The organism is Bradyrhizobium sp. WSM3983, from assembly GCF_000473045.1.
Taxonomy (GTDB): Bacteria; Pseudomonadota; Alphaproteobacteria; order Rhizobiales; family Xanthobacteraceae; genus Bradyrhizobium.
In genome coordinates this window covers 298,565-321,910 of record NZ_AXAY01000001.1, presented here as the reverse complement: position 1 = coordinate 321,910, position 23,346 = coordinate 298,565, and the positions used below count along the sequence as shown (strand labels likewise).

Below are 23,346 nucleotides of genomic sequence, written 5' to 3'. Positions count from 1 at the left end.
CCGCTTTCGCGGGGTATGACGGCGAGGGTTGGGGGTAGCAGTACGCAGGGAAGTGCCATGTCCGACAACGACGACGTCCCGTTCAACCGCAATTTTCCGCTCAAAGCTGGCGTCGTCGAGGAAGTCCGCCCCGGCGTGCGGCGGGTGCTCTGTAACAATCCGAGCCCGTTCACCTTCACTGGTACCGTCAGCTATATCGTAGGTACCGGCAGCGTCGCGATCATCGATCCCGGTCCGGACGATGAGGCCCATGCGGCAGCACTGCTCGACGCCGTGCGCGGCGAGACGGTGAGCCATATCTTCGTCACCCACACCCACCGCGACCACTCGCCCAATACGCCGCGCATCAAGCAGGCGACCGGCGCGCTTGTTTATGCCGAGGGCCCGCACCGCGCCTCGCGCCCGCGCTTCGAGAGCGAGAAGCACAATCCGGAATCAGGCGCCGACCGCGACTTCGCGCCCGACGTCAGGATTGCCCATGGCGACGTCGTCGAGGGCGCCGGCTGGCGGCTCGAGGCCGTGGCCACGCCAGGCCACACCGCCAACCATCTTGCTTTCGCCTGGCCCGAGCGAAAGTTCAACTTCGTCGGCGATCACGTCATGGGCTGGTCGACCTCGATCGTGGCGCCGCCCGACGGCTCGATGATCGACTACATGGAATCGCTCGACCGGCTCGATGCGCGCGAAGAGGATCTGTATTTCTCCGGCCACGGCCCGGAGATCCCGGAAGGCCAGCGTTTCGTGCGTTTCCTGATCCGCCACCGCAAGGCGCGCGAGGCCTCGATCCTGCACCGCCTCGCCAAGGGCGAGACGGATATCCCGACCATGGTGCGCGCGATCTATATCGGCATCGATCCGCGGCTGACGACGGCTGCGGGCTACTCCGTGCTGGCGCATCTGGAAGACCTCGTCGCACGCGGTGTCGTCGCGACGGACGGCGATCCCGTGATTGGCGGGACGTACCGGATGGCGTAGCTCGTCATTCCGGGGCGCCGCCAAGCGGCGAACCCGGAATCCATTGATCCACCAACTCAGCGGCTTGATGGATTCTCAGATGCGCAATTGCGCATCATAGCTCGCGCTGACGCGCGCCCCGGAATGACAGAGTGCTATTTCTTCACTGTCTTCGCCGGCGCCTTCGGCGGCGCCACCGGGGTCTTCTTCACTGGCTTCAGCGCATCCGCGTCGGCTGCGGTGTTGAGCTCGTCGATGAATTTCGTCACGCGCGCGGCGTTGCTGCCGAGATCGCTCTCGAAATAGCGCGAGGCGGAGCGGATATCGACGCGGGAATCGTCGCCGTCAGGCACGACCCTGATCGAGATGTCCTCGCGAAAGCCCATGATCGGCGTGCGCGCGACTGCCTCGATGCGGCCCATGCGGCGCGGCGGTTGCGGCTCGCGTTCGTCGATGACGGTCCATTTGCGTTTGATGACGAGCTGGCGCGCGATTGCATAGGCGCGGTCGACCGGGATCTCAAGCTCGATCGGCTCGATGTCGGGATAGAACTGGCGCTGCTGCTCGGCCGAATAGAGGCCGGCATAAACAGCGGTGTTGGTGCCGTCGCCGGTGCGCAGGCGCGACAGCGCGTCGAAGCGCGGCGGGTCGATCGGGTCGGTGGTGATGTCGTGGATCGCCGGCAACTTGCGATATTGCAGGCCTTGATAAGCCGGATAGGCGAGGATCGCCCCGTCGATCAGGAAAGCGAGCAGGATGCGCGCCATGCCTCGCGAGCCGTTCTGCCAGATCGCGGCAAAGCCGGCGAGCCCGAACAGGATCGAGAGCGCCGCGATCCCGAGGCCGCCAAAGAAGGTCGCCAGCGCCGGCTTCATCTCCAGGAAGTCGAAGCGGACGATGATGATCGATACCACCACCGCCACCACCGCGAACACGGCCAGGTTGCGCGCCCAGCTCGCGAGGCTGGACACGGGCTCCGACTGATAGGGAGCGGAAAACCTGCGGGCCATCGGGTGAGCTCTGCCGGGATCTTTGGGGCGGTGCCGGCCGATTTGGCGCGACGATGAGCCGTTGAGACCACGGTCCGGAGGCAAATTCAAGGGAGTCCGGGTTGTTACTGCCCGTCATTTCCAGGGGCGACGCCGTTGGCACCGCCCCCGGAACGATGTGTGAGGCAGCTAGGCTGCCGCGTTCGGGAAGCGATACTCCTTGAACTGGTCGCGCAGCGCGGTCTTCAGGATCTTGCCGGTCGCGGTATGCGGGATGCCGTCGACGAAGGCGACGTCGTCGGGCATCCACCATTTGGCGATCTTGCCGTCCATGTACTTCAGGATGTCGTCGCGCGTGGCTTGCTGGCCCTGCTTGAGCTGCACGATCAGCAGCGGCCGCTCATCCCATTTGGGATGGAAGACGCCGATCACGGCGGCCTCCGCCACGGCCGGATGGCCGACCGCTAGGTTCTCGAGGTCGATCGAGGAGATCCACTCGCCGCCGGACTTGATCACGTCCTTGGAGCGGTCGGTGATCCGCATGTAGCCGTCTTCGTCGATGGTCGCGACGTCGCCGGTGTCGAAGAATCCCTCCTCATCGAGGATGCTCGCGTCGATGTGGAAGTAGGCCCTGGCGACGGCGGGGCCGGAGACCTTGAGGCGGCCAAAGGTCTTGCCGTCCCAGGGCAGTTCCTTGCCGGCATCGTCGGTGATCTTCATCTCGACTGCGAAGGGCGCATAGCCCTGCATCTGCAGGACGTCGAGGCGCGCATCGCCGGTCGCGTTCTGGAACGGCGGCTTGAGTGCCGAGACGCTGCCGATCGGGCTCATCTCGGTCATGCCCCAGGCGTGGCGGACGTTCGAGCCCATGTCGAGGAAGGCCTTGATCATGGAGCGCGGCATCGCCGAGCCGCCGCAGATCACCATCTTCAGGTCGGGCAGCTTCAGATTATTGGCGGTCATGTGCTGAAGCAGCATCAGCCACACCGTCGGCACGCCGGCGGTGTGCGTCACTTTCTCGGTGGAGAGCAGCTCGTAGACCGAGGCGCCGTCGAGCTTGGGACCTGGCATCACAAGCTTGGTGCCCTGCGAGGGCGCGGAGAAGGCGATGCCCCAGCTGTTGGCATGGAACAGCGGAACCACCGGCAGCATCGTCTCCGAGGCGCTGGTGCCGAGCGCGTCGACATTATTGGCCATCAGCGCGTGCAGCACGTTGGAGCGATGCGAATACAGCACACCCTTCGGGTCGCCCGTGGTGCCGGACGTGTAGCACATCGCGGCCGCCGTGTTCTCGTCAAAGTCCTTCCATTCGAATTTGCCGTCGGCCTCGGCGATCCAGTCCTCGTAGGCCACGACGTTATTCAACGTGGTCTCGGGCATATGCGCCTTGTCGGTGAGGATGACGTACCGTTCGACGCTTGGCAGCCTGTCGGCGAGCTTTTCCAGCACGGGCACGAAGGTCAGGTCGACCATCACGATGCGATCCTGCGCATGGTTGATGATCCAGGCGATCTGCTCGGGGAAAAGGCGGGGATTGACGGTATGGCAGATGGCGCCGATGCCCATGATGCCGTACCAGACTTCGAGATGACGCCATGTGTTCCAGGCGATCGTTGCGACGCGGTCGCCGAGCTTGATGCCGTCGCGCTCCAGCATCTGCGAGACCTTGAGCGCACGCCTGTGGATTTCGGCGTAGGTGGTGCGATGGATCGGTCCCTCGACCGACCGCGTGACAACCTCCTGCTTGCCATGAATCTTGGCGGCGTGTTCGATGATCCGGTGGCAGAGCAGGGGCCAATCTTGCATCAAACCGAGCATTCAGACGTTCCTCCGAGTGGTCGCTGGGCGCGTTATCGCTCTCAGCGCAGGGCCAAAGAATTGTGATGAGTTTTAGCCTGCCGGACTTTCGCCGCAAATGGTCTTGTCGCGGCAATATGTCTGCCCGCGCGGCAATGGTTACCGCTGTGCTCGGACTAACGGTTGTGCTCGGGGATCGGGCGGAGGCGCGAAACTATGCTGCGCCGCTCGATATCTTTGGTCTTGGTACACCACGGCCGCGCGGAAGTGCTCATTCCACCAGGATACCGCTACCAAAGCCTCGCCCCGAGGACGCCCCCAAGGCAGCGGACGAGGCCGCGCCGGAGGCCGACGGCAAGCCTTCCCCGGATAAGCCCGCCGCGAACAAGCCGGCCGAGGCTGTGCCGCCTCCCGAGAAGCAGCTCTCGGCCTGCCGCATCGCGCTGACCCAGGAGATCGCCGTCGCGCCATCCATTCCCGATATCCACGGTCCCGGCGCCTGCGGCGGCGAGGATCTGGTGCGGCTGGAGGCCATCGTGCTGCCGGACAAGCGCAAGGTCGCGGTCAAGCCGGCGGCGATCCTTCGCTGCACCATGGCGTCAGCGATCGCCGATTGGGTGCGCACCGACATGGTGCCGCTGGCCACGAGCCTCGGCTCGACCATCACCGACCTCGACAATTTCGACAGTTTTGAGTGCCGCGGCCGCAATCGCATTGTCGGCGGGATGCTGTCCGAGCACGCCAAGGCCAACGCGCTCGACGTGCGCTCGCTCAAGCTTGCCAACGGGCAGTCGATCGGCCTGACCGACCGCACGCTGTCGCGCGACGTGCGCGAGCGCGTGCTGCATTCGGTCTGTTCGCGCTTTTCCACAGTGCTCGGTCCGGGCTCGGACTGGTACCATGAGGACCACATCCACCTTGATCTGGCGCAGCGGCGCAACGACTACCGGATCTGCCAGTGGAACGTCTGGGACCCCTTGCCCCAGGTCGCGCCCCTGCTGCCGGCCGAGCGCCCCGAGGAGGCGCCGCCCCGCGAGGTCGCAGCCAAGTCGGAGGGCGCCAAGGATGGCGCCAAGGATGGGGCTAAGGATGGCGCTGACGAGCAGGAGAGCGCGAAACCTGCCGCGGCGCCGGACAAGCCGGCGGCCGGCTCTGGCACGAACAAGCCGGCAACAAAAAAGCGCCGGTGAGACCGGCGCTTTTCAAAAGGCTCAGGCAAGGCCTGTTCAGTAGATTGGGCCCGCTTAGTAGGAAGCGGTGTTGCCGCCGCCCTGGAGCGCGAGGCGCGAATTGTAGGGCGAGTCGCCGTGCTTCGGCTCGAGCACCACGACGATGGTGCCGACCTTGACGCGGCTGTAGAGGTCGATTGCGTCCTCATTCGTCAGGCGGATGCAGCCCGACGAGATCGAAGCGCCGATATATTCCGGCTGGTTGGTGCCGTGAATGCGGAACAGCGTGTCCTTGCCGCCCGAGTACAGGTACATCGCGCGCGAGCCCATCGGATTGTCCGGACCGGGGGCGACGTAGGTCGGGACGCCAAGGCGCGAGATTTCGCCCGGGGTGGGATGCCAGGCCGGCCATTCGGTCATGCTGCCGACTTTGGCAATGCCGGACCAGGCCATGGCCTCTTCGCCGACGGTGATGCCGTAGCGGATCGCCTTGCCGCCATCCATCACGTAGTAGAGGTAGTGGTTGTCGGAATCGACCACGATCGAGCCCGGCGACTCCTTGCGGTGATAGTCGACGATGGCGCGACGGAACGGCTCCGCCACCGGCGTATTCTCGTACCGGATCTTGGCAAGAAGTTCCTTGTCCTTCGGCTTGAAATTCTGGGTGTTGGTGGCTTCGAAATGCGTGGCCTGCATGCAGCCCGACAGCATGAAGCCGGCAGCCAAAATTCCCAACATAACTTTAAGCGACGACATGGTTTGGTTCCAATTACAACAATACCGCGCAGGTCCTGAGCGTAGCACCCAAGGCCTTCGACTCCGTTGATTTCATTATGGTTGAAATCTGCCACAATTCCAGCGTTTAGGGGCTTATCCCGCGCTGCGAGACCCAACCTGTGGCTTTTTGGCCGCAAGTTTTGCGACAATGGGCTGGTTTTTGGGCGAAAAATGCCGAACTGTCGTTTCCATGCCACAGTTTGGCCGTGTTGCCGCCACAAATGCAAACGCTCCGTTAATGTGCTTGTCATCATGAACTTGTCAGAATCGCGCTAAGGGCTGTCATTCTGTCGCAGGCCCTCCTGGAGTTGTTCATGTTTTCTGTGTTCGTTCCCACCGACTCCTCCCTGAAGAAGGCTGTTGTCGACGATCTCGCCACGGTACCGGAGCACGCAGTGTGGATTGACCTGTTCAACCCAACTGCGGCAGAGGACAAGGCGGTGGAACGGCTATCGGGGATCGCGATCCCGACCCGGGAGGACATGCAGGAGATCGAGATCTCCAGCCGCCTCTATATCGAGAACAGCGCGCGCTACATGACCGCGACGCTCATGTGCCACTCCGACACCGATATGCCCCGGACCACGGCGGTGACCTTCATCCTTGGCGACCACCGCCTGGTCACGGTGCGCTACGACCAGCCCAAGCCGTTCGCCCTGGTCGAGGCCAAGCTGGCGCGGTCCTGCACCCCCGCGATCACCGGCGAGATGGTGCTGGTGGAACTGCTCGATGCCGTGATCGATCGTTGCGCCGACATTCTGGAGCGATGCGGCGCCGACATCGACCAGGTGTCCCATGACATCTTCGAACCTGAGAGCGAGCGCCACGGCCACGCCAAGCAATACTCCCAGATCCTGATCTCAATCGGTCGCAAGGGCGACCTAACCTCCAAGGTTCGGGAGAGCCTGGTCTCGATCGGCCGCGTCGTCACCTTCCTCTCCGCGGTGGTGGAAGGCGTGAAATGGTCGAAGGACATGCGCGAGCAGCTCAAGACCATGCAGCGCGACGTCGTCTCTCTGACCGACCACGCCTCCTATCTCTCCAGCAAGATCACCTTCGTGCTCGACGCCATGCTCGGCGTCGTCAATCTCGAGCAGAACAACATCATCAAGCTGTTTTCGGTCATGGCCGTTGTCCTGATGCCGCCGACGCTGATCGCCTCGATCTACGGCATGAACTTCAAGTCGATGCCGGAACTCGAATGGGCGCACGGGTATCCGTTCGCGCTGGTTCTGATGTTGATCGCGGCGATCGTGCCGTACTGGATCTTCAAGTGGAAGAAGTGGCTCTAATAGCTACCGAGACCTTACGCCGGCCGCAGAGACAGGGCTGATGGTGTCGCAGAATAGATCGTCATTGCGGCTGCGCCGTGATGCGTGTGCCGTGCCCCAATTCCTCCGGTAAAATTTGAGCAGTGGGCTGAACGTTTGCGCGAAACTTGTCTGCGATAAGCAACGGGTTAGCCGCGAGGAACAGCCATGGTTGAAAAACACATAACGACGCCCCGCAACGTCATCGACCTGACGAGCTATCGTCAGGTCCTGGCGAGCGGCAAGGCGCCGTCGTTGTCTGCACGCATGTGCCGGCACTGTGGTGCTCCGCTGCTCGACGGCGAGAACGATGACGATTGCTCGACTGCATTCAACGCTGCCGCTCCAAATGCTGCAGCTTCGAGACTGCGCGAACGGTCGCGTCGGATTCGCGTCGATTGAGGAGTGGAAGGAAGGGCAGGCGATCCAGTCTTGCGGCGGCGTTGTCTGGATCGCCTAGCTTCCCGCCTTTCGCGGCAAATCATCTAACGCTTCACGATCTGCGCCGTCGAGACGATGGTCTCGGCGATCAAGCCATCGCGGCTGAACGATGTCAGATGGCTTTCGACGTCCCGCAACATCGCCTCGACATTGTCGCCCAACGCTTCCGGTGAGGACGACGAGTAGGTGAGGGTGCGTTGCGCCAGGTCCTGCATGCTGACCGTGTGGCTGGTCTCGACCGTGACGAGCTCGGCGGGCGCAAAGGCGCTGCCGCGCAAGAACGCTGGCAAGTCGCGATGGGTCCGCGTGCCCTTGCCGGCTTCCTCCCAGAGCTTTGCGGGTGACCAGCGGCGGCGGATTTCATTGTAGCCGTCAAGCCACGGGTTGCGGCCGTCGGTGACGGAGAACGAAGCGCAGATCAGAATGGTGCCGTCGCAGGCGACCAGTTCCTCGAGCCGCGCAAGCGTCGCCTCGCGATCCATCCAATGCAGCGCTCGGCCGATCGTGACGATGTCGAACGTACCAATGTCTAAGGGGAGCGTCTCTGCCTTGCCTTCGATCAGCGTGAGATGTCGCCCCGCGCCCGAAGCGGCGAGCCGGGCGGCGTCAAGCATCGCAGGCTCCGGGTCGACACCGACGACACGGCCGACATAAGGGCCGAAGCCGAGCGCCAGCAGGCCGGGTCCGGTGCCGAGATCGATCAGGCTGCTCTCTTTGGTGAGGCCGAGCTTGTGTGTGACGGTGCGGAAAAATTCCCGCGGGTAGGGCGGGCGCAAATGTTCGTAGAGCGAAGCCGTGCTTGCAAACCGGCCCATGCGTCGCCTGGCCTAGACATGCTGGCCGCCGTTGATGTGGATCTCGGCGCCGTTGACGTAAGAGCTGGTGTCCGTGCACAGCACGTAGATGATCTTGGCGACCTCGTCCGGCGTACCGAGGCGATGCATCGGGATCTGCTGCTCGACGATCTTCTCGGTGCCCGGCGACAGGATCGAGGTGTCGATCTCGCCCGGCGCGATCGCGTTGACGCGCACGCCGACGCGGCCGAAGTCCGAGGCCATCTCGCGCGTGAGCGATGCAAGCGCGGCCTTGGAGGTCGCATAGGCGGCGCCCGCGAATGGATGCACGCGTGAGCCCGCGATCGAGGTGACGTTCACGACCGAGCCCTTGGCCGCCTTCAATTCCTCGATCAAGCCGCGCGCGATCATGATCGGCGCGAAGAAGTTGACGTGGAAGACATGCGTCCAGGTGTCGAGATCGGTGTCGACCGAGCCGAGCCTCGAGCCGCCGGGACCTTTCGGCGAGATCGCGGCGTTGTTGACCAGCGCGTGCAGCATGCCGCCTTCGAGGCGGTCGCGGATATCGGTAATCGCGCGTGCGGTGTCTGTGGGATTGCCGAGGTCGACCTGGATGTGATCTTCAGGACCGGCGTCCCACGGACAATCTTCGGGGAAGGGATGCCGCGAGCAGGTAATGACGCGCCAACCCGCCGACGAGAAGCGGATCACCGTGGCGTGGCCGATGCCGCGGCTCGCTCCGGTGAGGAGCAGCGTGCGGCGCGGCGCATTGGACGAATGCGGCATGGACATCTTTCAGGTCGGCCCAAGATTCGAGGCAAGATTCGAGACTAGGCTCAAGGATACATCCGCGTCTTGGACCATGGCTGGCCGGCCGCGTCACGACGAAATTCGATGCGGTCGTGCAGACGGAATGGGCGGTCGTGCCAGAACTCGATGCGCGAAGGCGTGATGCGCCAGCCACTCCAGCCCGGCGGCCGCGGTACTTCGCCGATGACATGTTTGGCCGCGACCTTTGCGATCGCCTGCTCGAAGGCGAAGCGGCTCTCGAGCTCTTGCGACTGCTTGCTGGCCCACGCGCCGATCTGCGCCTGCTTCGGCCGCGTCGCGAAATAGGCGTCGGCCTCGGCATCGGTCACCGGCGTCACGTTGCCGCGGATGCGGACCTGACGGCGCAGCGACTTCCAGTGAAAAAGTAAAGCCGCCTTAGGATTTGCGGCGAGTTCGCGGCCCTTTTGGCTTGCGATGTGGCTGTAGAAGACAAAACCCTCGGTATCGAAGCCCTTCATCAGCACCATGCGCACGTCGGGCAGGCCGTCGGGATCGACGGTCGCGAGCGCCATGGCGTTGGGATCGTTCGGCTCGCTCTTGATCGCCTCGTTCAGCCAGGCCTCGAACAGTGCAAAAGGCTCGTCGGCGGCGGTGAAATCACCGGATGTTAAGGGTGTCTGGTGTTTCATCGAGGTCGTGTCGGTCATGTCTGGAGTCCGAATTGCGTCTCGCGGCCCAAAGCGCGCTGTTGTCTGCTACTGCCCTATATAGGGCATGGGAACGCGTTGGCCTATCGGCGATGCGGCCGTCGGGCCTTGCGATAACGATGATTTTGATCGGGCTGGGCGCCGGCGGCTGCAGTCTGTCCCGCACTGACACCAATGCCTACGCCAAGGCCGACGACAACGACCTCACCGGTTCGATCGCGCGACCGGCGAAGGACGCCCCTCCGACCGAGACCGATCTTGCCTTCGCCCGCAACGCCGCCTCCGACGTGCTGAGCAAGGGCGACAAGGATGCCAGCCAGCACTGGGAGAATCCGGAAACCGGCGCGCGCGGCTCGGTGACACCGATCGCGCAATCCTACGCCGCCGAGGATGGTCGCAGGTGCCGCGATTTCCTGGCGAGCTACGTCAACGGGACGACCGAAAGCTGGCTCCAGGGCGCCGGCTGCCAAAGCAGCCGTGGCCGTTGGGAGATTCATACGCTAAAGCCGTGGCGGAGCTAGGAATCAGGCTGGTCGACTAGTTGCAAAAATACCACTCGCCCCCCACATGAGGCTCAGGCGGGGTGGGGAGCCCTTTGAACATTTGGATTTCCCGGGATTGGATTTCCCAACAGGAGACGTGACGGATGCGCGACCCCTATGAGGTCTTGGGGGTGCCGCGGAGCGCTAGCGCTGCCGCGATCAAGAGCGCCTATCGCAAGCTGGCCAAGAAGCACCATCCTGACAGCAACAAGGATGATCCCAAAGCCGCCGAGCGCTTCTCCGAGATCAATTCGGCCAACGAGATCATCGGCGACGAGGACAAGCGCAAGCAGTTCGACCGCGGCGAGATCGACGCCGAGGGCAAGCCGCGCTTCCAGGGTTTTCCGGGCGGCGGCGGACCGCGCGGGCGGCCAGGCGCAGGTCCCGGCGGCTTCGAGAGTTATACGTTCCGAAGCGGCGGGGCAGGCCCCGGCCAGGGCGCCGGCGCGTTCGAGGACATCCTCAACAGCATGTTCGGCGGCGGGGTGCGGGGTGCGCGGCCCGGGGCCGGCGGCGGCGCTCAGTTCGAATTCGACACTGGCGGGATCGGGCTCGATCTCGACGTCAACGTCGCCATGTCCGTCTCGCTGGAAGAATCGGTCAAGGGTGGCGAGAAGCGCGTCCGACTGCCGAATGGCAAGGAACTCAACGTCAAGATTCCGGCCGGCGTCGTCGAGGGCCAGCAGATCCGGCTGCGGGGACAGGGCGAGAGCGCGCAGGGCCATCCACCCGGCGATCTCCTGATCACCATCAGCATCGCGCCGCACCCTTTCTTCAAGATCGAGGGCGCCGATCTGCGCATCGACCTGCCGGTCACGCTCTACGAGGCTGTGCTCGGCGGCAAGGTCCGCGTGCCCACGCTCGGCAATGCGGTGGAACTGTCAGTCCCGAAAAACACCTCCAGCGGCCGGACCTTCCGCCTCAAAGGTAAGGGCTTGCCGAGATCTGGAGGAACCGGGGATCTCTTCGTCACCATCAGGATTATGCTACCGGACGGGAACGACGCCGAGCTTGAAGCATTGATGGAAAAGTGGCGGGACCAACACCCCTACAATCCACGTAGCGGGCTTGGTTAGGGCGAGATCGAACTGAAGGGGTTCTCCTAAAGACTGAGAGCATTCTCCTTACGGATGATGCTCGTCATATGTCCGAGGCGTGGTAGCGCTTCTCGGCTCGTATGTTCGACGTGTCGGATGTCCGGCGGGGCAGCCGAAAAAGCAGCCGATAAAAAGGTGCGGCCTCGAGAGGGGGACCAGCGCGGTACCAAAAACCCCAATCGAGGCCGCCCGCGTCGATCGGCGGATCGAACGCCGCTCATATTCGCGTGAGCACCCGGTACGATAATGAGACGCACACATGTCTTGATTCCAAATTTTCAATGTCGGAATCGAGGCACGGTGTTTGCGCGGTTGTTAGCCGCCGGTTTTCTCGGCTTGGTCGTAGACCGCCTGCGCCACCTTGGTCAGCCGGTCGCGGTCGGCGCCGCCGCCGCTGACGACGTAGCCGACGCCGCGCTCGGCCCAGAACAACGCCCCGTCCTTGTCCGCCTTGGCGTAGCGCATCTGCGTCGCACCATTCTCGGTCTTGGCGGTGTAGATCGTATAGCGCTCGCCCGAGGCGCCCTCATACATCAGGAAGGACGCGGGTCCATTCGGCCCCGGCAGCAGCCGGCCGCCGACGAGCTTCAACCCGCTCGCCTCGAGATTGGGCGCGAACACGGTCCAGCCGCAGCGCCGGGTCAGCCAGGCCTGGAGGTGGTCGCGCTCGTTGCCGCCGACCTCGACGGGATGGCGGACCTCGACGACATAGAGGCGGTGGGCATCGAGCGCATCCGCCGTAAAGCTCTGGAAGGTCGAGGGCGCGTTGGCTGCGCCATGCGCCACCCAGCCGGCCGTGCCGCCGGCAAAGAAGGCAACCAGCGTGGCCGCAACGGCGCCGTAGAGCCATTGCCGCGGACGGCGCTCCAGCCGTTCGAGCTCAAGCCGGGCCGGCACCTGTTCCTGGGCGACGCTGTCGTAGCGCGCGTGCAGCATCTCGGCCATGGCGCGCCAGGACTGCACCCGCTCGGCATCATCGGGATGGGCGGCAAGCCAGGCCTCGACGTCGGTGCGGCGCTCGGGCGGCAGCTCGCCATCGACAAAGGCGTGCAGTTCGTCTTCGGTCACGGGAATATTGCGGTCGTTCATATCGGTCGTCTCTGGCTCTGCGGCCCAAAAAATCTTACGCGGTTCAACTGCGCTGCTTCTCTCTCCGTGCAGGAGACGCGGCCTGCGCGATGCATCAATCCTGCCATCATTTCACCCGCCTGAGCGACGGGCGCTCACCCTCCAGCGATGCTTTAACGTGGGCGCGGGCGCGCGCCAGGCGGGACATGACGGTGCCGATCGGCACGCCCTGGATGTCGGCGACCTCGCGGTAGCTCATGCCTTCCAGCATCACCAGCAGCAGCACCGAGCGTTGCTCCTCGACGAGCGTCGAGAGTGCCCGTTCGATGTCGCGTCCTTCGGCCTCCGTCCCGCTGGCATCCGGGTTGTTCTCCGTCAGCTGCATGAATTGCGGCCGCCTTGCCAGCGAGCGCCGCCGGTTCTTGTTGAGGTTGGTCAGGATCGTATAGAGCCAGCTCCTGACGTCGCCTCCGAGAAACAATCGCTCCGAACGCAACGCACGCACCAGCGTGTCCTGCACCAGATCGTCGGCCGCATCCGCATCGCGCGTGAGCGCGCGGGCGTAGCGACGCAACGCCGGGATCATGGCTTCCACGCTCTGGCGAAACGCACTCATGCCGTCTGGACGTCCTTCACGTTCGGCGCGAGCGCCTCAATGATCATAACACCCGAACGGAACAGCTATTCCGGCGCTGGAAACAGCGTTAACGCCGCGTATTAGGACTGTACCGCAGGGGAGGGCTGGTGTACCTCCAGACCTTAACGAGAGCTACAGGACGTTAGCAAATGGCGCAGAATTCAGGTCCGATGCAAGGACTGATGCAAGGCAAGCGCGGGGTGATCCTCGGCGTTGCCAACAACCGCTCGATCGCCTGGGGCATCGCCAAGGCATGCCAGGCGGCCGGCGCCGAGCTCGCCTTCACCTATCAGGGCGATGCGTTGAAGAAGCGCGTCGAGCCACTGGCTGCCGAAGTCGGTGCACTTGTGCTCGGCCATTGCGACGTCACCGACGCCGCGACGATCGATGCGGCCTTCGAAGGCCTCAAGGAAAAGTGGGGCAAGATCGACTTTGTCGTGCACGCGATCGCTTATGGCGAACAGCTCGACGGCCGCTACGTCGACACCACGCCGGAAAACTTCTCCAAATCGATGCTGATCTCCTGCTACTCGCTCACCGCGCTCGCGCAGCGCGCAGAGAAGCTGATGACCGCCGGCGGCTCGATCCTCACGCTCAGCTATTACGGCGCCGAGAAGTGGATGCCGCGTTACAACGTGATGGGCGTGGCGAAGGCGGCACTCGAAGCGAGCGTGCGATATCTCGCCGCCGACCTCGGCGAGAAGGCGATCCGCGTCAATGCGATTTCTGCAGGGCCGATCAAGACGCTTGCCTTCGCCGGCATCTCGGATTCCCGCCTGCTGCTGAAATACAACGAGGTCAACGCGCCGCTGCGGCGCAACGTGACGATCGAGGAGGTCGGCGACAGCGCGGTCTATTTCTTGTCGGACATGTCGCGCGGCGTCACCGGCGAAATCCATCACGTCGATTCCGGTTACAACGTGCTGGGCATGAGCCGGCCCGAGGCATCCGGTGCGGCGCCGAAGGACTAATCGCTACGCGGAATGCCCGTGCCCACGATCTATTACCTTCGCCACGGCGAAACCGAGTGGAATGCGCTCGGCAGGCTCCAAGGCATCAAGGACATTCCGCTGAACGCGCGCGGCCGCAGTCAGGCCGTGCAGGCAGGCCTCATCCTGGGCGACCTCCTCCAGCGCGATGGCAAGGACAAGGCGGCGCTGCCCTATGTGTCGAGCCCGCTCGGCCGTGCGCGCCAGACCATGGAACTGGCGCGCGGCAAGCTCGAATTGCCGATCGCGGACTATGCCCTGGACGATCGCCTGCGCGAGATCGGTTACGGCGCCTGGGAAGGGCTGACGCTGGCCGAGAGCGAGGCGAAAGATCCCGACATCTATGCCAGGCGCCTCGCCGACAAATGGACCGTGGGGCCCGTGGGCGGCGAAACCTACGCGGATGTGCAGGTCCGCGTGCGTGCATGGTACGACGAACTTCGGACCGACACCGTCGCGGTCGCCCATGGCGGCACCTGCCGGGCCCTGATGGTTTCGCTTGGCTTGGAGACGCCGGCCAGCGCCGCCGAACTCTATATCGAGCAGGGCTCCGTCTACGTGTTCCGCGACGGGCGGCTGGACAAGTATAGTTAAAGCTTGAGTCCTTTCGGCGCGGCAGCGGGGTTTGACCCCCGGCCCACCGCGCGTTACCACACGCCGGAACCGAGCCAGCGAGCAGCGATGTCCTTCAACACTTTCGGCCACATGTTCCGCGTCACCACCTTCGGCGAGAGCCATGGGGTGGCGATCGGCTGCGTGGTTGATGGCTGTCCGCCGATGATCCCGCTGACCGAGGCCGACATCCAGCAGGACCTCGATCGTCGCAAGCCGGGCCAGTCGCGCTTCACCACCCAGCGCCAGGAGCCGGACCAGGTGAAGATCCTGTCCGGCGTGATGGCGCATCCGGAAACTGGCGTGCAGGTCACCACGGGCACGCCGATCGGGCTCCTGATCGAGAACACCGACCAGCGCTCGAAGGACTATTCGGAGATCAAGGACAAGTTTCGTCCGGGCCACGCCGACTTCACCTACGAGGCGAAGTACGGCCTGCGCGACTATCGCGGCGGCGGCCGCTCCTCGGCGCGCGAGACCGCGATGCGCGTCGCCGCCGGTGCGATCGCGCGAAAAGTGCTGCCCGACGTCAAGGTGCGTGGCGCGCTGGTGCAGATGGGCCCGCACAAGATCGACCGCGCGAAGTGGGACTGGGACGAGATCGCCAAAAATCCGTTCTTCTGTCCGGACAAGGACAAGGCCGCGTTCTTCGAGACCTATCTCGACGGCATCCGCAAGAGCGGCTCCTCGATCGGCGCGGTGCTCGAGATCGTTGCCGAGGGTGTGCCGGCAGGTCTTGGCGCGCCGATCTACGCAAAACTCGATTCCGATCTGGCGGGCGCGATGATGACCATCAACGCCGTGAAGGGCGTCGAGATCGGCGCCGGCTTTGGCGCCGCCGAATTGACCGGCGAGGAGAACGCCGACGAGATGCGCACCGGCAATGACGGCACGCGCTTCCTGTCCAACCATGCCGGCGGCGTTCTGGGCGGTATCTCCACGGGACAGCCGATTGTGGTACGTTTCGCGGTGAAGCCGACCTCGTCCATCCTGCAGCCGCGTCTTACGGTCGATCGCCAGGGCGCCGATACCGAGATCATGACGAAAGGCCGTCACGACCCCTGCGTCGGCATCCGCGCCGTCCCGGTCGGCGAAGCCATGATGGCCTGCGTGCTGGCGGATCATTTCATCCGGGATCGCGGACAGATGGGGCGTTGAAGCGCCGTGCCTGAAGCTTTGTGTCGCGGTACCAGCCCACCGCGCAGCTTGACGATTCCACAACTTCGTCCGCAAATGTGGGCATGGAAAACTCCGGGCTCCAGCGTGTCCTGAACTGGCTGATCGACGGCGCGAGGTCCTCGGGGACTTCGGCCGATATGATCGCCGCCGTCTGCGAACGTCTCGTCGACGCCGGGCTGCCGCTGTGGCGCTTCGGCATCTTCATCCGCACGCTGCATCCGGAAATCTTCGGCCGTAACTTCATTTGGCGGCAGGGCCAGAAGGTCGAAATGGGCACCGTCGATTTTGATATCCTGGATTCACCCGAATTCGCCCAGAGCCCGCTTCGGATCGTGTTCGAGCAGGGCGTGGAGGTCAGGGGACGCATCGACGATCCCGACAGCGCGCGGTTTCCGATCATCAACGACATGCGCGCCGAAGGCGTGACCGATTATATCGCGGTGCCGATGCCGTTTCTCGATGGCTCGATCCATGCCACGAGCTGGGTCACGCGCCAACCCGGCGGCTTCAGCGATGACGACATCGCGGTGATCCGAATGATCATGGCGCCGCTATCGCGGGTCAGCGAGATCGTCAGCCTGCGCCGCACCGCCGAGATGCTGCTCGACACCTATGTCGGCAACCGCGCCGGCGCGCGCATCCTCGGCGGCCAGATCCGCCGCGGCCACAACGACACTATGCAGGCCGCGATCTGGCTGTCGGATCTGCGCGGCTTCACGGCGCTGTCAGACCGGCTGCCGGCTGAAACGGTGGTCGATATCCTCAATCGCTATTTCGACTGCCAGGTGACCGCGATCCGCGCCCATGGCGGCGAGGTCCTGAAATTCATGGGCGACGGCCTGCTCGCGGTATTTCCGATCGATGAATATGTCGGCGATGCCACCCATGTCTGCACGCGTGTGCTGGAGGCCGCACGCGAATCCCGCGCTAGCGTCGACGCGCTCACTCACCCGGTCGGCAACGTGGTCGAGCGCTTCCGCTTCGGTGTTGCGCTGCATGTCGGCAACATCCTTTACGGCAATATCGGCGGCGGCAACCGGCTCGACTTCACCTGCATCGGCCCCGCCGTTAATCTTGCGGCCCGGATGGAGAAGATCGCCGGGAGGTTGGGGCGGACCGTCGTGGCCTCGGAGGTCTTCGCAAACGTCTGCCATCATGATTGGCGCGATCTCGGCGATTTTCCGATCGCCGGATTTTCCAAGGCGCAGCGCGTCTACGGGCTCGCCGAGGAGACGCCGGTGGTGATGGCGTGAAGCAGGCGGGCCGCCCATGACCGTCGCATTCCGTCAGATCGAGATCGCTGACACTGACGCGTTTCGTGCCGCCGTCGATACGGTCGCCCGCGAACGCAAATACATCGCGCTGGTGGAAGCGCCGCCAGTCGAGCAGGTCCGCGCCTTCGTCGCGCGCAATGTTGAGCGCGGCTATCCGCAGATCGTTGCCGTCGTCGACGGCGCCGTGGTCGGATGGTGCAACGTTCCGCCGGCCAGCCGCGCCGTCTCGGCGCATGTCGGCGATCTCTTCATGGGGCTTGTACCGGAGTTCCGTGGCCAAGGCTTTGGCGAAAGGCTGTTGCGGCACGCTGTTCAGGCCGCGGATGTATTCGGCTTCCGGCGTATCGAGCTCGGCGTCTTCGCGACCAACATTGCCGCGGCCGCCCTTTATCGCAAGGTCGGGTTCGTCGAGGAGGGCATCAAGCGGATGGCGATCCTGGTCGACGGCACCTATCACGACGAAATCATCATGGCGCGCCTCAAGGATGAGCTTGAGTCGGTGCCTCCTACTCCTCCGGCTCGGTCGTGAACAGCAGCGGGTAGCCCTTGGCGCGGCCGGCGTCGGTGGCGCGGGTGGCCTTGGTCTCCGCGACGTCCCTGGTGAAGACGGCGACGACGCAGGCGCCGAGCTTGTGCGCGGTGATCATGACCTTGTAGGCCTGATCCTCGGTCATGCGGAATTCGGCCTTGAGGATCATCGTGACGAACTCACGCGGCGTGTAGTCGTCGTTGATCAGGATGACCTTGTGCAGCTTCGGCCGCTCGACCTTGGTCCTGATGCGCGTTTTCGGTTTGGTAACGGTGTCGTTCATTCCGCCTCCTGGACACGGCGGGCTCGGGTTCCCAGCCGGAGCGATCAGCTCGCGGCTTTCGTACCATATTGTAGGACCTGCACCTTCTCCAAGGTGATCAGGCCGCTCGACATCATGCCGTCCAGGATGGGCAGGAATGCGTTGATGTTGTCCTCGCTGTCGACGATCTCGATCAACAGCGGCAGGTCTTCCGAAAGCCGCAGGATTTTCGAGGTGTGCAGCCGGCTCGACTTGCCGAACCCCATCGGGCCGCGCAGCACGGTGGCACCTGCAAGGTGGCGCTCGCGCGCCGTCATCACGATCGCTTCATAGAGCGGCTTGCCGTCGAAATGGTCGCTCTCGCCAATGAAGATGCGGAGTGAAACAGCCTGATTGGGGATCTGCATGGTCAACTCCTGGTCAAGCGGTTGTAGCGGCTCGCCATCATATGCCCAGCCCATACCGACACTAGCCAGCAGAGGACGGACGCCGTGACATAGGCGAGTGCCGTGTATTTCATGCCGCCGTGAAACAGGCGGAAAGTCTCCAGGCTGAAAGTCGAGAAGGTGGTGTAGCCGCCGCAGAAGCCGGTCATGACGAACTGCCGGTGCTCAGGTCGCGCCAGCATGCGGCCGTCGGGGCCGGTCAGCGTCGCGTAGAAGCCGATGATGAGCGAGCCCGTCGCGTTGATGAACAGCGTCGCGAAGGGAAAGCCGGGGCCGGTGTCGAGGGTCAGTCCGACCAGATAGCGGGTCAGCCCACCGACGATGCTGCCGGCAGAAACCCAGGCATAGAGCATCGCCGTGCGCCAGCGGTGGGCAGAGGAGGAATTCACTGCCTCTAGCCTCCCAGGCTGTCCGCAAGGAGGAAGCCGCAGCTCACAGCCGCGAGGCACAGTCCGACCGAGAACACGAGATTGCCGAGTGCGTGCGCCGGCTCACCGTTACGGGCGAGTGTCAGCGTTTGCAGGCTGAACGAGGACACCGTGGTGTAGCAGCCGAGGAAGCCCGTCACGGCGAACAGCCACGGATTGGGCGCGGCAAGCACCGAGCCGGGATGGGTCGCGAGCGCACTGAAGATGCCGATCAGGAACGCGCCGGTGACGTTAATCGTCATGGTGCCCCAGGGAAAGGTCTCGCCCAGCCGCCGCGCGATCACGCCGGAGACGAAATAGCGGGCGCAGCCGCCCAGCACGCTGCCGACCACGATTGCGATCACTCCGCTCAGCACGATGAACAGCCCCTCGTCATTCCCTGGTCTCCGTCCTCAGGCCGTGGCCGACGGCAAGCAGTCCCGCCAGGGCGGCCAGCGCAAAGCCGAGCCCTGCGAGGAACGTGCCGGCCGGGCCGTAAGCGTCCCACAGCGCGCCGGCGATCACGCTCGCAGCCAGCAAGGCAAGGCCCGTGAACAGGTTGAAATAGCCGAATGCGGTGCCGCGCAAGCTCGGGGGTGCAGTATCGGCGACGAGGGCCGAGAGCAAGCCTTGCGTCAATCCCATATGCAGCCCCCACAGCACGACGCCGAGCGCGAGGCCGGACAGACTAGGCAGCAGCGCCAGTGCGAGGTCGGCGCCGGCGAGAAACACGAGGCCGAGCGCGAGCAGGGCGGTCCGGTTGATCCGGTCCGACAGCACGCCGGCCGGATAGGCCGAGAGGGCGTAAGTGATGTTCATGAGCACCAGTACCGCCGGCACCCACATCGCATTGAGGCCGATGTTTTGGGCGCGCAGGATCAGAAAGGCTTCGCTGAAACGGGCGAGCGTGAAGACGACGCCGACCGCGACGACGCGCCAGTACACCGCTCCAAGCTGCCGCATGGCGGCGGTGTTGAGCGGGTTTTTCGCAGGCTCCCTGCTCGCGTCCGGCTCCGGCTCGTTCACCGCGAATGCAATCAGGCCAAAGGACAAAAACGCCGGCACCACGGCGACCCAGAACACGGCGGCAAAATGGTCCGCCGTCCACCACATCAGGGCGATCGCGGCGAGCGGGCCGACGAAGGCGCCGACCGTGTCGAGCGACTGCCGCAGGCCGAAGCTGGCGCCGCGCAGGCCGGCGGGCGAGATATCGGCGATCAGCGCATCGCGCGGCGCGCCCCGAATGCCCTTGCCGACGCGGTCGATGAAGCGCGCCGCAATCAGCCAGCCGACGCTGGGGGCGAGCGGGAACAGCGGTTTGGTCAGGGCGGCCAGGCCATAGCCGAGGGCGGCGAGGAGCTTGCGCCGGCCGAGCCAGTCCGACAATGCGCCGGAAAAGATCTTCGTGATCGAGGCTGTCGCCTCCGCGATGCCCTCGATGAAGCCGACGGTCAGCGTGGAAGCGCCCAGCACGGTGACGAGGTAGACCGGTAGCAACGCGTGGATCATCTCGGAGGAGACGTCCATCAGCATCGAGACGAAGCCGAGCAGCCAGATTTCCCTGGGTAGCCTGGTGCGCGCAGCATTCGGTGTGGTCGTTGTCACGTCCCGGCCTTCGCTTTCAGGCAACAAAAAACCCGCCATCGGCGGGTTTGTCCATGCTCCCGCCAAAGGCGGAGGCTCATTGCCCCACCTCGAGCAGGAGTCATCAGCCCACTACGGTCGTTCGGCCGCCGGGCGGTTGTCGGGGGACTCCATCCCCATCCGTGTCGTCAGCCTAGCATGGAAATCGCGCCGGACAAATGGGCGGGGCGCTCTGTGTCTTTGGCTCGAACGCGTGGCGGCGCAAGCGTGGCGACATGACGGCGGTTTCGCGCAATGCACAAAAACCCCAACTCGCAGATCTCTAACCTGCAAATCTCTAACCTGCAAATCTCTAACCTGCAAATCTCTAACCTGCAAATCTCTAACCTGAATGTGAAGCGCAAGCGATCTTCGCGCTTTGCGGCAAGGCGTTTGCATGTCACCATCGCGTCATACGACGGGAGACCGCGATGCGATTGCTGTTCTCGATCGGGGCTGTGCTGGTGGCCGGCGTGCTTGCCGGAGGGGACGTCGCGGGCATCGCGGCACCGGGGCCGAAATTGCATCAACCGCAGCGGCAGGCGGCCGACGGTGATGCGCAGTCGGTCGATGTCGAGCTGATCCTCGCGGTCGACGTCTCCTATTCCATGGACATGGACGAACTCGCGATCCAGCGCGAGGGTTATGCGCAGGCGATCCAGTCCAAGGAGTTTTTGCAGGCGTTGAAGGTCGGCCCAAATGGCAGGATCGCGGTGACCTATTTCGAATGGGCTGCATCCTCCGACCAAAAGATCATCATCCCGTGGCGCCTCATCGACGGACCGGAGTCGGCGGACGCGGTCGCGGGGGAGATCATGAAGACGCCAATCCGGCGCGCCTCGCGCACCTCGATCTCCGGCGCAATCGGATTTGCGATGCCGCTGTTCGATGAGGATCCCTATCACGGAATTCGCCGCGTCATCGACATCTCCGGCGACGGCCCCAACAACAATGGCGGCCCGGTCACCGTGGCGCGCGATGCCGCGCTCGAGAAAGGCATCGTCATCAACGGCCTCCCGATCATGGTGAAGGAGCCGTCCTATTCCACCATGGATATCGACAACCTCGATTACTACTACGAGGATTGCGTCATCGGCGGTCCCGGCTCCTTCGTTATCTCGATCAAGGATCGCGAAAAGTTCAAGGAAGCGATCCGCACCAAGCTGCTGATGGAAGTCGCCGGTCGTACGCCAGACCGCCCGGTCGTGCACGTCGCGGAGAAGGACAAGGAGCCGCGCGTGAACTGCCTGATCGGCGAGAAGATCTGGTCGGATCGCTGGGGCCGCTGAACGTCGGTTCCGATGAGACCGTTTGCTTCATCGCGACGGGCGCTTGAAATTAACCGCTCGTTAATTGTGGCGTGGTCCTAATCCATTTGTTTCAGAATATTTCTGACGCTGCTTCCGAGCAGATCCATGGCCATCGTCACGCAAAGCACCAGCCAGATTTCGCCCGCCAATGAGCGGATGTATCACCAGAGCGCTCTGCTCGGTGAGTGGAAGGGCAATTGGGCGGGCAACAACCAGCCGGTCGGCTTCAAGGTCGTCAATATCCGCGGCAGCCGCGCTCAGGTCGAGTACACCCATAATGGGCACACCGAGCGTGGCTTTGCCCAGATCAGCGGCTCGCTCATCACCTTCGGCTCTGTCACCGTCGGTACCAAGGACGGCAAGAACCTCGTGCTTTTGTTTTCCGCGGGCAGTGCCGGCAAGCAGACCGCTTCGCTCGAGAAGCAGGCGCCGCCGGCCTCGGACAGCCGTCTCATGGGAAGCTGGGGCGGCTATTCCAGCGACAACGGCAAGAGCGCGAGCTTTCGCGTGCTCGCCGTCAACGGCAATGAAGCGCAGGTCAGCGTCACCACCGACGGCATCACCCGCCAGGGCACCGGCATTGTCTACAAGAACGTCATCATGTTCGGGCAGTCGCAGATCGCAACCGACGACGGCAAGAATGGCAAGATCATCTACCAGGTCGGCAACAAGTCCTTCATGGTGCCGGTGACGAAATATCCACCGGCCGATTCATCGTCCTCGGTCGACCGCACGGCGTAGCCGCTCACGGTTGCTTCCCGCTCGACTGCGTCAGCGTCTGCAATTGCCGATCGATCTCTCGCGACACGTCGCAGGCGGGCGCAAGGGCGCCTTCGCCAATCAGCCGCCAGACCTCCTTTGCCTGTTCGGCCAGATGCGGAATCGTCAGCGGCAAGTGCGCCGCTTCCAGCAGCGCCCCCTTTTCATTGATGAGATAGCGCTCGTTCAGCGCGAACAGGACCTGTGCGACGCAGGCAAGCGATCGGTAGATGCACCCGGCGACGTGGGTCTGCTCGCCGCGCGCGACGGCAAGCTCGGCGTTGTCGATGCCGAATGACACCTCCCACTGAAAGCGCCGGATCAAGGCATCGCGCAGTGGTCGCGGATAGGGCTGTGCGATCGATTTCAGCTGGGCGATCAGGGCCCGCGGATCGTGCAGCGGCTGGCAATAGGCAATCTCGCCCATCCAGATCGCAGAGCAGAAGCCGTGCGGATGGCCGGGCTGGTAGTCCATGGTGACGACGCCGGCTCGGCAGGAGTCCATCACCGCTTCGACGGCGTCGGCATTGCGGTAAAGCAGATCGACCTTGTGTCCCTCGACCGCGAGCCACGCACCGCCGACGATCCACGGCCCCCATTCGCCGATTGGCGTCACCGAAGTGGCTGCGGGGCTGTCGGCGATCGCTTTCACGGCTGCCAGCAATCGTTCCGTATCCAGCGGGATCGCCGACCTGAAATAGAGACCGATATCGTAGTCGGACGCCGGATGCGCGCTGCTCCGCGCACGCGAGCCGCCGAGCACGATGGCTGCGATGCCCGGCACCGCGGCAAGAGCGGATGTCAAGCGCGTGAGCAAAGGATCGTGCGGCATGAACGGCGTCTGCTGTTTTCATTTTGCCGCAAGCGGCGGCCGCGGCGCCACGCCCTCGTCCGGTGCTTCAG

At 64.0% G+C, this 23,346-nt stretch carries 27 protein-coding genes and 1 riboswitch; of the genes, 13 read left to right on the top strand and 14 right to left on the bottom strand.

Annotated features, from left to right (window positions below):
- The first annotated feature begins 57 nt into the window (after positions 1 to 57).
- On the top strand, positions 58 to 975 hold the full coding sequence (locus tag YUA_RS0101505) for an MBL fold metallo-hydrolase (protein WP_027529046.1): 918 nt from the start codon (positions 58 to 60) through the stop codon (positions 973 to 975).
- Between the two features lie 134 nt (positions 976 to 1,109).
- Here YUA_RS0101505 and YUA_RS0101500 read toward each other — a convergent pair whose 3' ends face one another.
- On the bottom strand, positions 1,110 to 1,964 hold the full coding sequence (locus tag YUA_RS0101500; RefSeq protein ID WP_027529045.1) for a DUF1499 domain-containing protein: 855 nt from the start codon (positions 1,962 to 1,964) through the stop codon (positions 1,110 to 1,112).
- A gap of 168 nt (positions 1,965 to 2,132) precedes the next feature.
- A complete protein-coding gene (locus YUA_RS0101495) occupies positions 2,133 to 3,761 on the bottom strand; it encodes a fatty-acid--CoA ligase (protein WP_027529044.1) in 1,629 nt (542 codons plus the stop codon).
- A 65-nt stretch (positions 3,762 to 3,826) separates the two neighbouring features.
- Here YUA_RS0101495 and YUA_RS0101490 point away from each other — a divergent pair, with 65 nt between their 5' ends.
- Positions 3,827 to 4,930, top strand: coding sequence for an extensin family protein (locus tag YUA_RS0101490; RefSeq protein ID WP_027529043.1), 1,104 nt, complete (start codon positions 3,827 to 3,829; stop codon positions 4,928 to 4,930).
- Between the two features lie 54 nt (positions 4,931 to 4,984).
- Here YUA_RS0101490 and YUA_RS0101485 read toward each other — a convergent pair whose 3' ends face one another.
- Positions 4,985 to 5,665, bottom strand: coding sequence for a L,D-transpeptidase (locus YUA_RS0101485; protein WP_027529042.1), 681 nt, complete (start codon positions 5,663 to 5,665; stop codon positions 4,985 to 4,987).
- A gap of 335 nt (positions 5,666 to 6,000) precedes the next feature.
- Here YUA_RS0101485 and YUA_RS0101480 point away from each other — a divergent pair, with 335 nt between their 5' ends.
- Together YUA_RS0101480 and YUA_RS47635 are read left to right on the top strand one after the other, a co-directional pair.
- Positions 6,001 to 6,978 (top strand): magnesium transporter CorA family protein, encoded by a 978-nt coding sequence (locus tag YUA_RS0101480; RefSeq protein WP_027529041.1) that lies wholly within the window; start codon positions 6,001 to 6,003, stop codon positions 6,976 to 6,978.
- A gap of 186 nt (positions 6,979 to 7,164) precedes the next feature.
- Positions 7,165 to 7,398, top strand: a complete 234-nt coding sequence (locus tag YUA_RS47635; RefSeq protein WP_084291926.1) for a hypothetical protein — start codon at positions 7,165 to 7,167, stop codon at positions 7,396 to 7,398.
- Positions 7,399 to 7,481: 83 nt separating this feature from the next.
- Here YUA_RS47635 and YUA_RS0101470 read toward each other — a convergent pair whose 3' ends face one another.
- From YUA_RS0101470 to pdxH, 3 genes are read right to left on the bottom strand one after another with little or no spacing between them, the layout of a single operon-like run.
- Positions 7,482 to 8,252, bottom strand: a complete 771-nt coding sequence (locus YUA_RS0101470; RefSeq protein WP_027529040.1) for a class I SAM-dependent methyltransferase — start codon at positions 8,250 to 8,252, stop codon at positions 7,482 to 7,484.
- Positions 8,253 to 8,264: 12 nt separating this feature from the next.
- Complete coding sequence (locus YUA_RS0101465; RefSeq protein WP_027529039.1) at positions 8,265 to 9,017, bottom strand: SDR family NAD(P)-dependent oxidoreductase; 753 nt, start codon at positions 9,015 to 9,017, stop codon at positions 8,265 to 8,267.
- Between the two features lie 50 nt (positions 9,018 to 9,067).
- Positions 9,068 to 9,709, bottom strand: a complete 642-nt coding sequence (gene pdxH, locus YUA_RS0101460; RefSeq protein ID WP_008141501.1) for a pyridoxamine 5'-phosphate oxidase — start codon at positions 9,707 to 9,709, stop codon at positions 9,068 to 9,070.
- A gap of 119 nt (positions 9,710 to 9,828) precedes the next feature.
- Between pdxH and YUA_RS0101455 the strand changes: the two genes are divergently transcribed.
- Complete coding sequence (locus YUA_RS0101455) at positions 9,829 to 10,230, top strand: RT0821/Lpp0805 family surface protein (RefSeq protein WP_371259861.1); 402 nt, start codon at positions 9,829 to 9,831, stop codon at positions 10,228 to 10,230.
- 125 nt (positions 10,231 to 10,355) lie between these two features.
- Positions 10,356 to 11,327: a DnaJ C-terminal domain-containing protein gene (locus YUA_RS0101450; RefSeq protein WP_027529037.1), complete on the top strand. Its 972-nt coding sequence runs from the start codon at positions 10,356 to 10,358 to the stop codon at positions 11,325 to 11,327.
- A 336-nt stretch (positions 11,328 to 11,663) separates the two neighbouring features.
- Here the strand turns inward: YUA_RS0101450 and YUA_RS0101445 are convergent, their stop codons facing one another.
- A complete protein-coding gene (locus YUA_RS0101445; RefSeq protein WP_027529036.1) occupies positions 11,664 to 12,437 on the bottom strand; it encodes an anti-sigma factor in 774 nt (257 codons plus the stop codon).
- A gap of 106 nt (positions 12,438 to 12,543) precedes the next feature.
- Positions 12,544 to 13,032: an RNA polymerase sigma factor gene (locus tag YUA_RS0101440; protein WP_027529035.1), complete on the bottom strand. Its 489-nt coding sequence runs from the start codon at positions 13,030 to 13,032 to the stop codon at positions 12,544 to 12,546.
- Between the two features lie 170 nt (positions 13,033 to 13,202).
- Between YUA_RS0101440 and fabI the strand changes: the two genes are divergently transcribed.
- The 5 genes from fabI to YUA_RS43320 all read left to right on the top strand — a co-directional run bounded on the left by fabI (position 13,203) and on the right by YUA_RS43320 (position 17,636).
- Positions 13,203 to 14,024 carry an enoyl-ACP reductase FabI gene (gene fabI, locus YUA_RS0101435; protein WP_027529034.1) on the top strand — a complete coding sequence of 274 codons (822 nt, stop codon included), beginning with the start codon at positions 13,203 to 13,205 and terminating at the stop codon, positions 14,022 to 14,024.
- 12 nt (positions 14,025 to 14,036) lie between these two features.
- Positions 14,037 to 14,636 (top strand): histidine phosphatase family protein, encoded by a 600-nt coding sequence (locus YUA_RS0101430; RefSeq protein ID WP_027529033.1) that lies wholly within the window; start codon positions 14,037 to 14,039, stop codon positions 14,634 to 14,636.
- A gap of 87 nt (positions 14,637 to 14,723) precedes the next feature.
- Entirely contained in the window at positions 14,724 to 15,812 is a 1,089-nt protein-coding gene (aroC, locus tag YUA_RS0101425) for a chorismate synthase (RefSeq protein WP_027529032.1), read from the top strand.
- An 83-nt stretch (positions 15,813 to 15,895) separates the two neighbouring features.
- Positions 15,896 to 17,086 (top strand): adenylate/guanylate cyclase domain-containing protein, encoded by a 1,191-nt coding sequence (locus YUA_RS0101420; RefSeq protein WP_027529031.1) that lies wholly within the window; start codon positions 15,896 to 15,898, stop codon positions 17,084 to 17,086.
- A gap of 16 nt (positions 17,087 to 17,102) precedes the next feature.
- Positions 17,103 to 17,636, top strand: a complete 534-nt coding sequence (locus tag YUA_RS43320) for a GNAT family N-acetyltransferase (RefSeq protein ID WP_051383076.1) — start codon at positions 17,103 to 17,105, stop codon at positions 17,634 to 17,636.
- Here YUA_RS43320 and clpS read toward each other — a convergent pair.
- The 5 genes from clpS to YUA_RS0101390 are packed head-to-tail and all read right to left on the bottom strand — an operon-like array spanning position 17,614 to position 20,395.
- Positions 17,614 to 17,919: an ATP-dependent Clp protease adapter ClpS gene (gene clpS / locus YUA_RS0101410; protein ID WP_027529030.1), complete on the bottom strand. Its 306-nt coding sequence runs from the start codon at positions 17,917 to 17,919 to the stop codon at positions 17,614 to 17,616. The two genes, YUA_RS43320 and clpS, sit on opposite strands and share 23 nt — an antisense overlap.
- Positions 17,920 to 17,963: 44 nt before the next feature.
- Positions 17,964 to 18,305, bottom strand: a complete 342-nt coding sequence (locus YUA_RS0101405; RefSeq protein WP_027529029.1) for a DUF190 domain-containing protein — start codon at positions 18,303 to 18,305, stop codon at positions 17,964 to 17,966.
- 2 nt (positions 18,306 to 18,307) lie between these two features.
- Positions 18,308 to 18,697 carry a fluoride efflux transporter CrcB gene (crcB, locus tag YUA_RS0101400; RefSeq protein WP_051383075.1) on the bottom strand — a complete coding sequence of 130 codons (390 nt, stop codon included), beginning with the start codon at positions 18,695 to 18,697 and terminating at the stop codon, positions 18,308 to 18,310.
- 41 nt (positions 18,698 to 18,738) lie between these two features.
- A complete protein-coding gene (gene crcB / locus YUA_RS0101395) occupies positions 18,739 to 19,128 on the bottom strand; it encodes a fluoride efflux transporter CrcB (RefSeq protein WP_027529027.1) in 390 nt (129 codons plus the stop codon).
- A gap of 16 nt (positions 19,129 to 19,144) precedes the next feature.
- The gene (locus tag YUA_RS0101390) at positions 19,145 to 20,395 is read right to left on the bottom strand and encodes an MFS transporter (RefSeq protein WP_027529026.1); all 1,251 of its coding nucleotides are present in this window, start codon (positions 20,393 to 20,395) and stop codon (positions 19,145 to 19,147) included.
- A 48-nt stretch (positions 20,396 to 20,443) separates the two neighbouring features.
- A riboswitch (Fluoride riboswitch) is annotated at positions 20,444 to 20,522 on the bottom strand.
- Between the two features lie 283 nt (positions 20,523 to 20,805).
- Here YUA_RS0101390 and YUA_RS0101385 point away from each other — a divergent pair.
- A complete protein-coding gene (locus YUA_RS0101385) occupies positions 20,806 to 21,663 on the top strand; it encodes a DUF1194 domain-containing protein (protein WP_027529025.1) in 858 nt (285 codons plus the stop codon).
- Between the two features lie 126 nt (positions 21,664 to 21,789).
- Positions 21,790 to 22,425: a hypothetical protein gene (locus YUA_RS0101380; RefSeq protein WP_027529024.1), complete on the top strand. Its 636-nt coding sequence runs from the start codon at positions 21,790 to 21,792 to the stop codon at positions 22,423 to 22,425.
- Positions 22,426 to 22,429: 4 nt separating this feature from the next.
- Here YUA_RS0101380 and YUA_RS0101375 read toward each other — a convergent pair whose 3' ends face one another.
- Positions 22,430 to 23,275 (bottom strand): nucleotidyltransferase domain-containing protein, encoded by an 846-nt coding sequence (locus tag YUA_RS0101375; RefSeq protein WP_027529023.1) that lies wholly within the window; start codon positions 23,273 to 23,275, stop codon positions 22,430 to 22,432.
- Positions 23,276 to 23,346: the final 71 nt, after the last annotated feature.

Bases quoted from the DNA above. Each gene is read 5' to 3' on its own strand.
- YUA_RS0101380 (WP_027529024.1), top strand. From the start codon at position 21,790: ATGGCCATCGTCACGCAAAGCACCAGCCAGATTTCGCCCGCCAATGAG.
- crcB (WP_051383075.1), bottom strand. From the start codon at position 18,697: ATGCTCTATGCCTGGGTTTCTGCCGGCAGCATCGTCGGTGGGCTGACC.
- YUA_RS0101480 (WP_027529041.1), top strand. From the start codon at position 6,001: ATGTTTTCTGTGTTCGTTCCCACCGACTCCTCCCTGAAGAAGGCTGTT.
- YUA_RS0101445 (WP_027529036.1), bottom strand. From the start codon at position 12,437: ATGAACGACCGCAATATTCCCGTGACCGAAGACGAACTGCACGCCTTT.
- YUA_RS0101465 (WP_027529039.1), bottom strand. From the start codon at position 9,017: ATGCCGCATTCGTCCAATGCGCCGCGCCGCACGCTGCTCCTCACCGGA.
- YUA_RS43320 (WP_051383076.1), top strand. From the start codon at position 17,103: ATGACCGTCGCATTCCGTCAGATCGAGATCGCTGACACTGACGCGTTT.
- YUA_RS47635 (WP_084291926.1), top strand. From the start codon at position 7,165: ATGGTTGAAAAACACATAACGACGCCCCGCAACGTCATCGACCTGACG.
- YUA_RS0101390 (WP_027529026.1), bottom strand. From the start codon at position 20,395: ATGGCGGGTTTTTTGTTGCCTGAAAGCGAAGGCCGGGACGTGACAACG.
- YUA_RS0101375 (WP_027529023.1), bottom strand. From the start codon at position 23,275: ATGCCGCACGATCCTTTGCTCACGCGCTTGACATCCGCTCTTGCCGCG.
- YUA_RS0101485 (WP_027529042.1), bottom strand. From the start codon at position 5,665: ATGTCGTCGCTTAAAGTTATGTTGGGAATTTTGGCTGCCGGCTTCATG.
- YUA_RS0101405 (WP_027529029.1), bottom strand. From the start codon at position 18,305: ATGCAGATCCCCAATCAGGCTGTTTCACTCCGCATCTTCATTGGCGAG.
- YUA_RS0101455 (WP_371259861.1), top strand. From the start codon at position 9,829: ATGATTTTGATCGGGCTGGGCGCCGGCGGCTGCAGTCTGTCCCGCACT.
- clpS (WP_027529030.1), bottom strand. From the start codon at position 17,919: ATGAACGACACCGTTACCAAACCGAAAACGCGCATCAGGACCAAGGTC.
- YUA_RS0101420 (WP_027529031.1), top strand. From the start codon at position 15,896: ATGGAAAACTCCGGGCTCCAGCGTGTCCTGAACTGGCTGATCGACGGC.
- fabI (WP_027529034.1), top strand. From the start codon at position 13,203: ATGGCGCAGAATTCAGGTCCGATGCAAGGACTGATGCAAGGCAAGCGC.
- YUA_RS0101490 (WP_027529043.1), top strand. From the start codon at position 3,827: ATGAGTTTTAGCCTGCCGGACTTTCGCCGCAAATGGTCTTGTCGCGGC.
- pdxH (WP_008141501.1), bottom strand. From the start codon at position 9,709: ATGACCGACACGACCTCGATGAAACACCAGACACCCTTAACATCCGGT.
- YUA_RS0101495 (WP_027529044.1), bottom strand. From the start codon at position 3,761: ATGCTCGGTTTGATGCAAGATTGGCCCCTGCTCTGCCACCGGATCATC.
- YUA_RS0101440 (WP_027529035.1), bottom strand. From the start codon at position 13,032: ATGAGTGCGTTTCGCCAGAGCGTGGAAGCCATGATCCCGGCGTTGCGT.
- YUA_RS0101385 (WP_027529025.1), top strand. From the start codon at position 20,806: ATGCGATTGCTGTTCTCGATCGGGGCTGTGCTGGTGGCCGGCGTGCTT.
- aroC (WP_027529032.1), top strand. From the start codon at position 14,724: ATGTCCTTCAACACTTTCGGCCACATGTTCCGCGTCACCACCTTCGGC.
- YUA_RS0101430 (WP_027529033.1), top strand. From the start codon at position 14,037: ATGCCCGTGCCCACGATCTATTACCTTCGCCACGGCGAAACCGAGTGG.
- YUA_RS0101450 (WP_027529037.1), top strand. From the start codon at position 10,356: ATGCGCGACCCCTATGAGGTCTTGGGGGTGCCGCGGAGCGCTAGCGCT.
- YUA_RS0101500 (WP_027529045.1), bottom strand. From the start codon at position 1,964: ATGGCCCGCAGGTTTTCCGCTCCCTATCAGTCGGAGCCCGTGTCCAGC.
- YUA_RS0101505 (WP_027529046.1), top strand. From the start codon at position 58: ATGTCCGACAACGACGACGTCCCGTTCAACCGCAATTTTCCGCTCAAA.
- YUA_RS0101470 (WP_027529040.1), bottom strand. From the start codon at position 8,252: ATGGGCCGGTTTGCAAGCACGGCTTCGCTCTACGAACATTTGCGCCCG.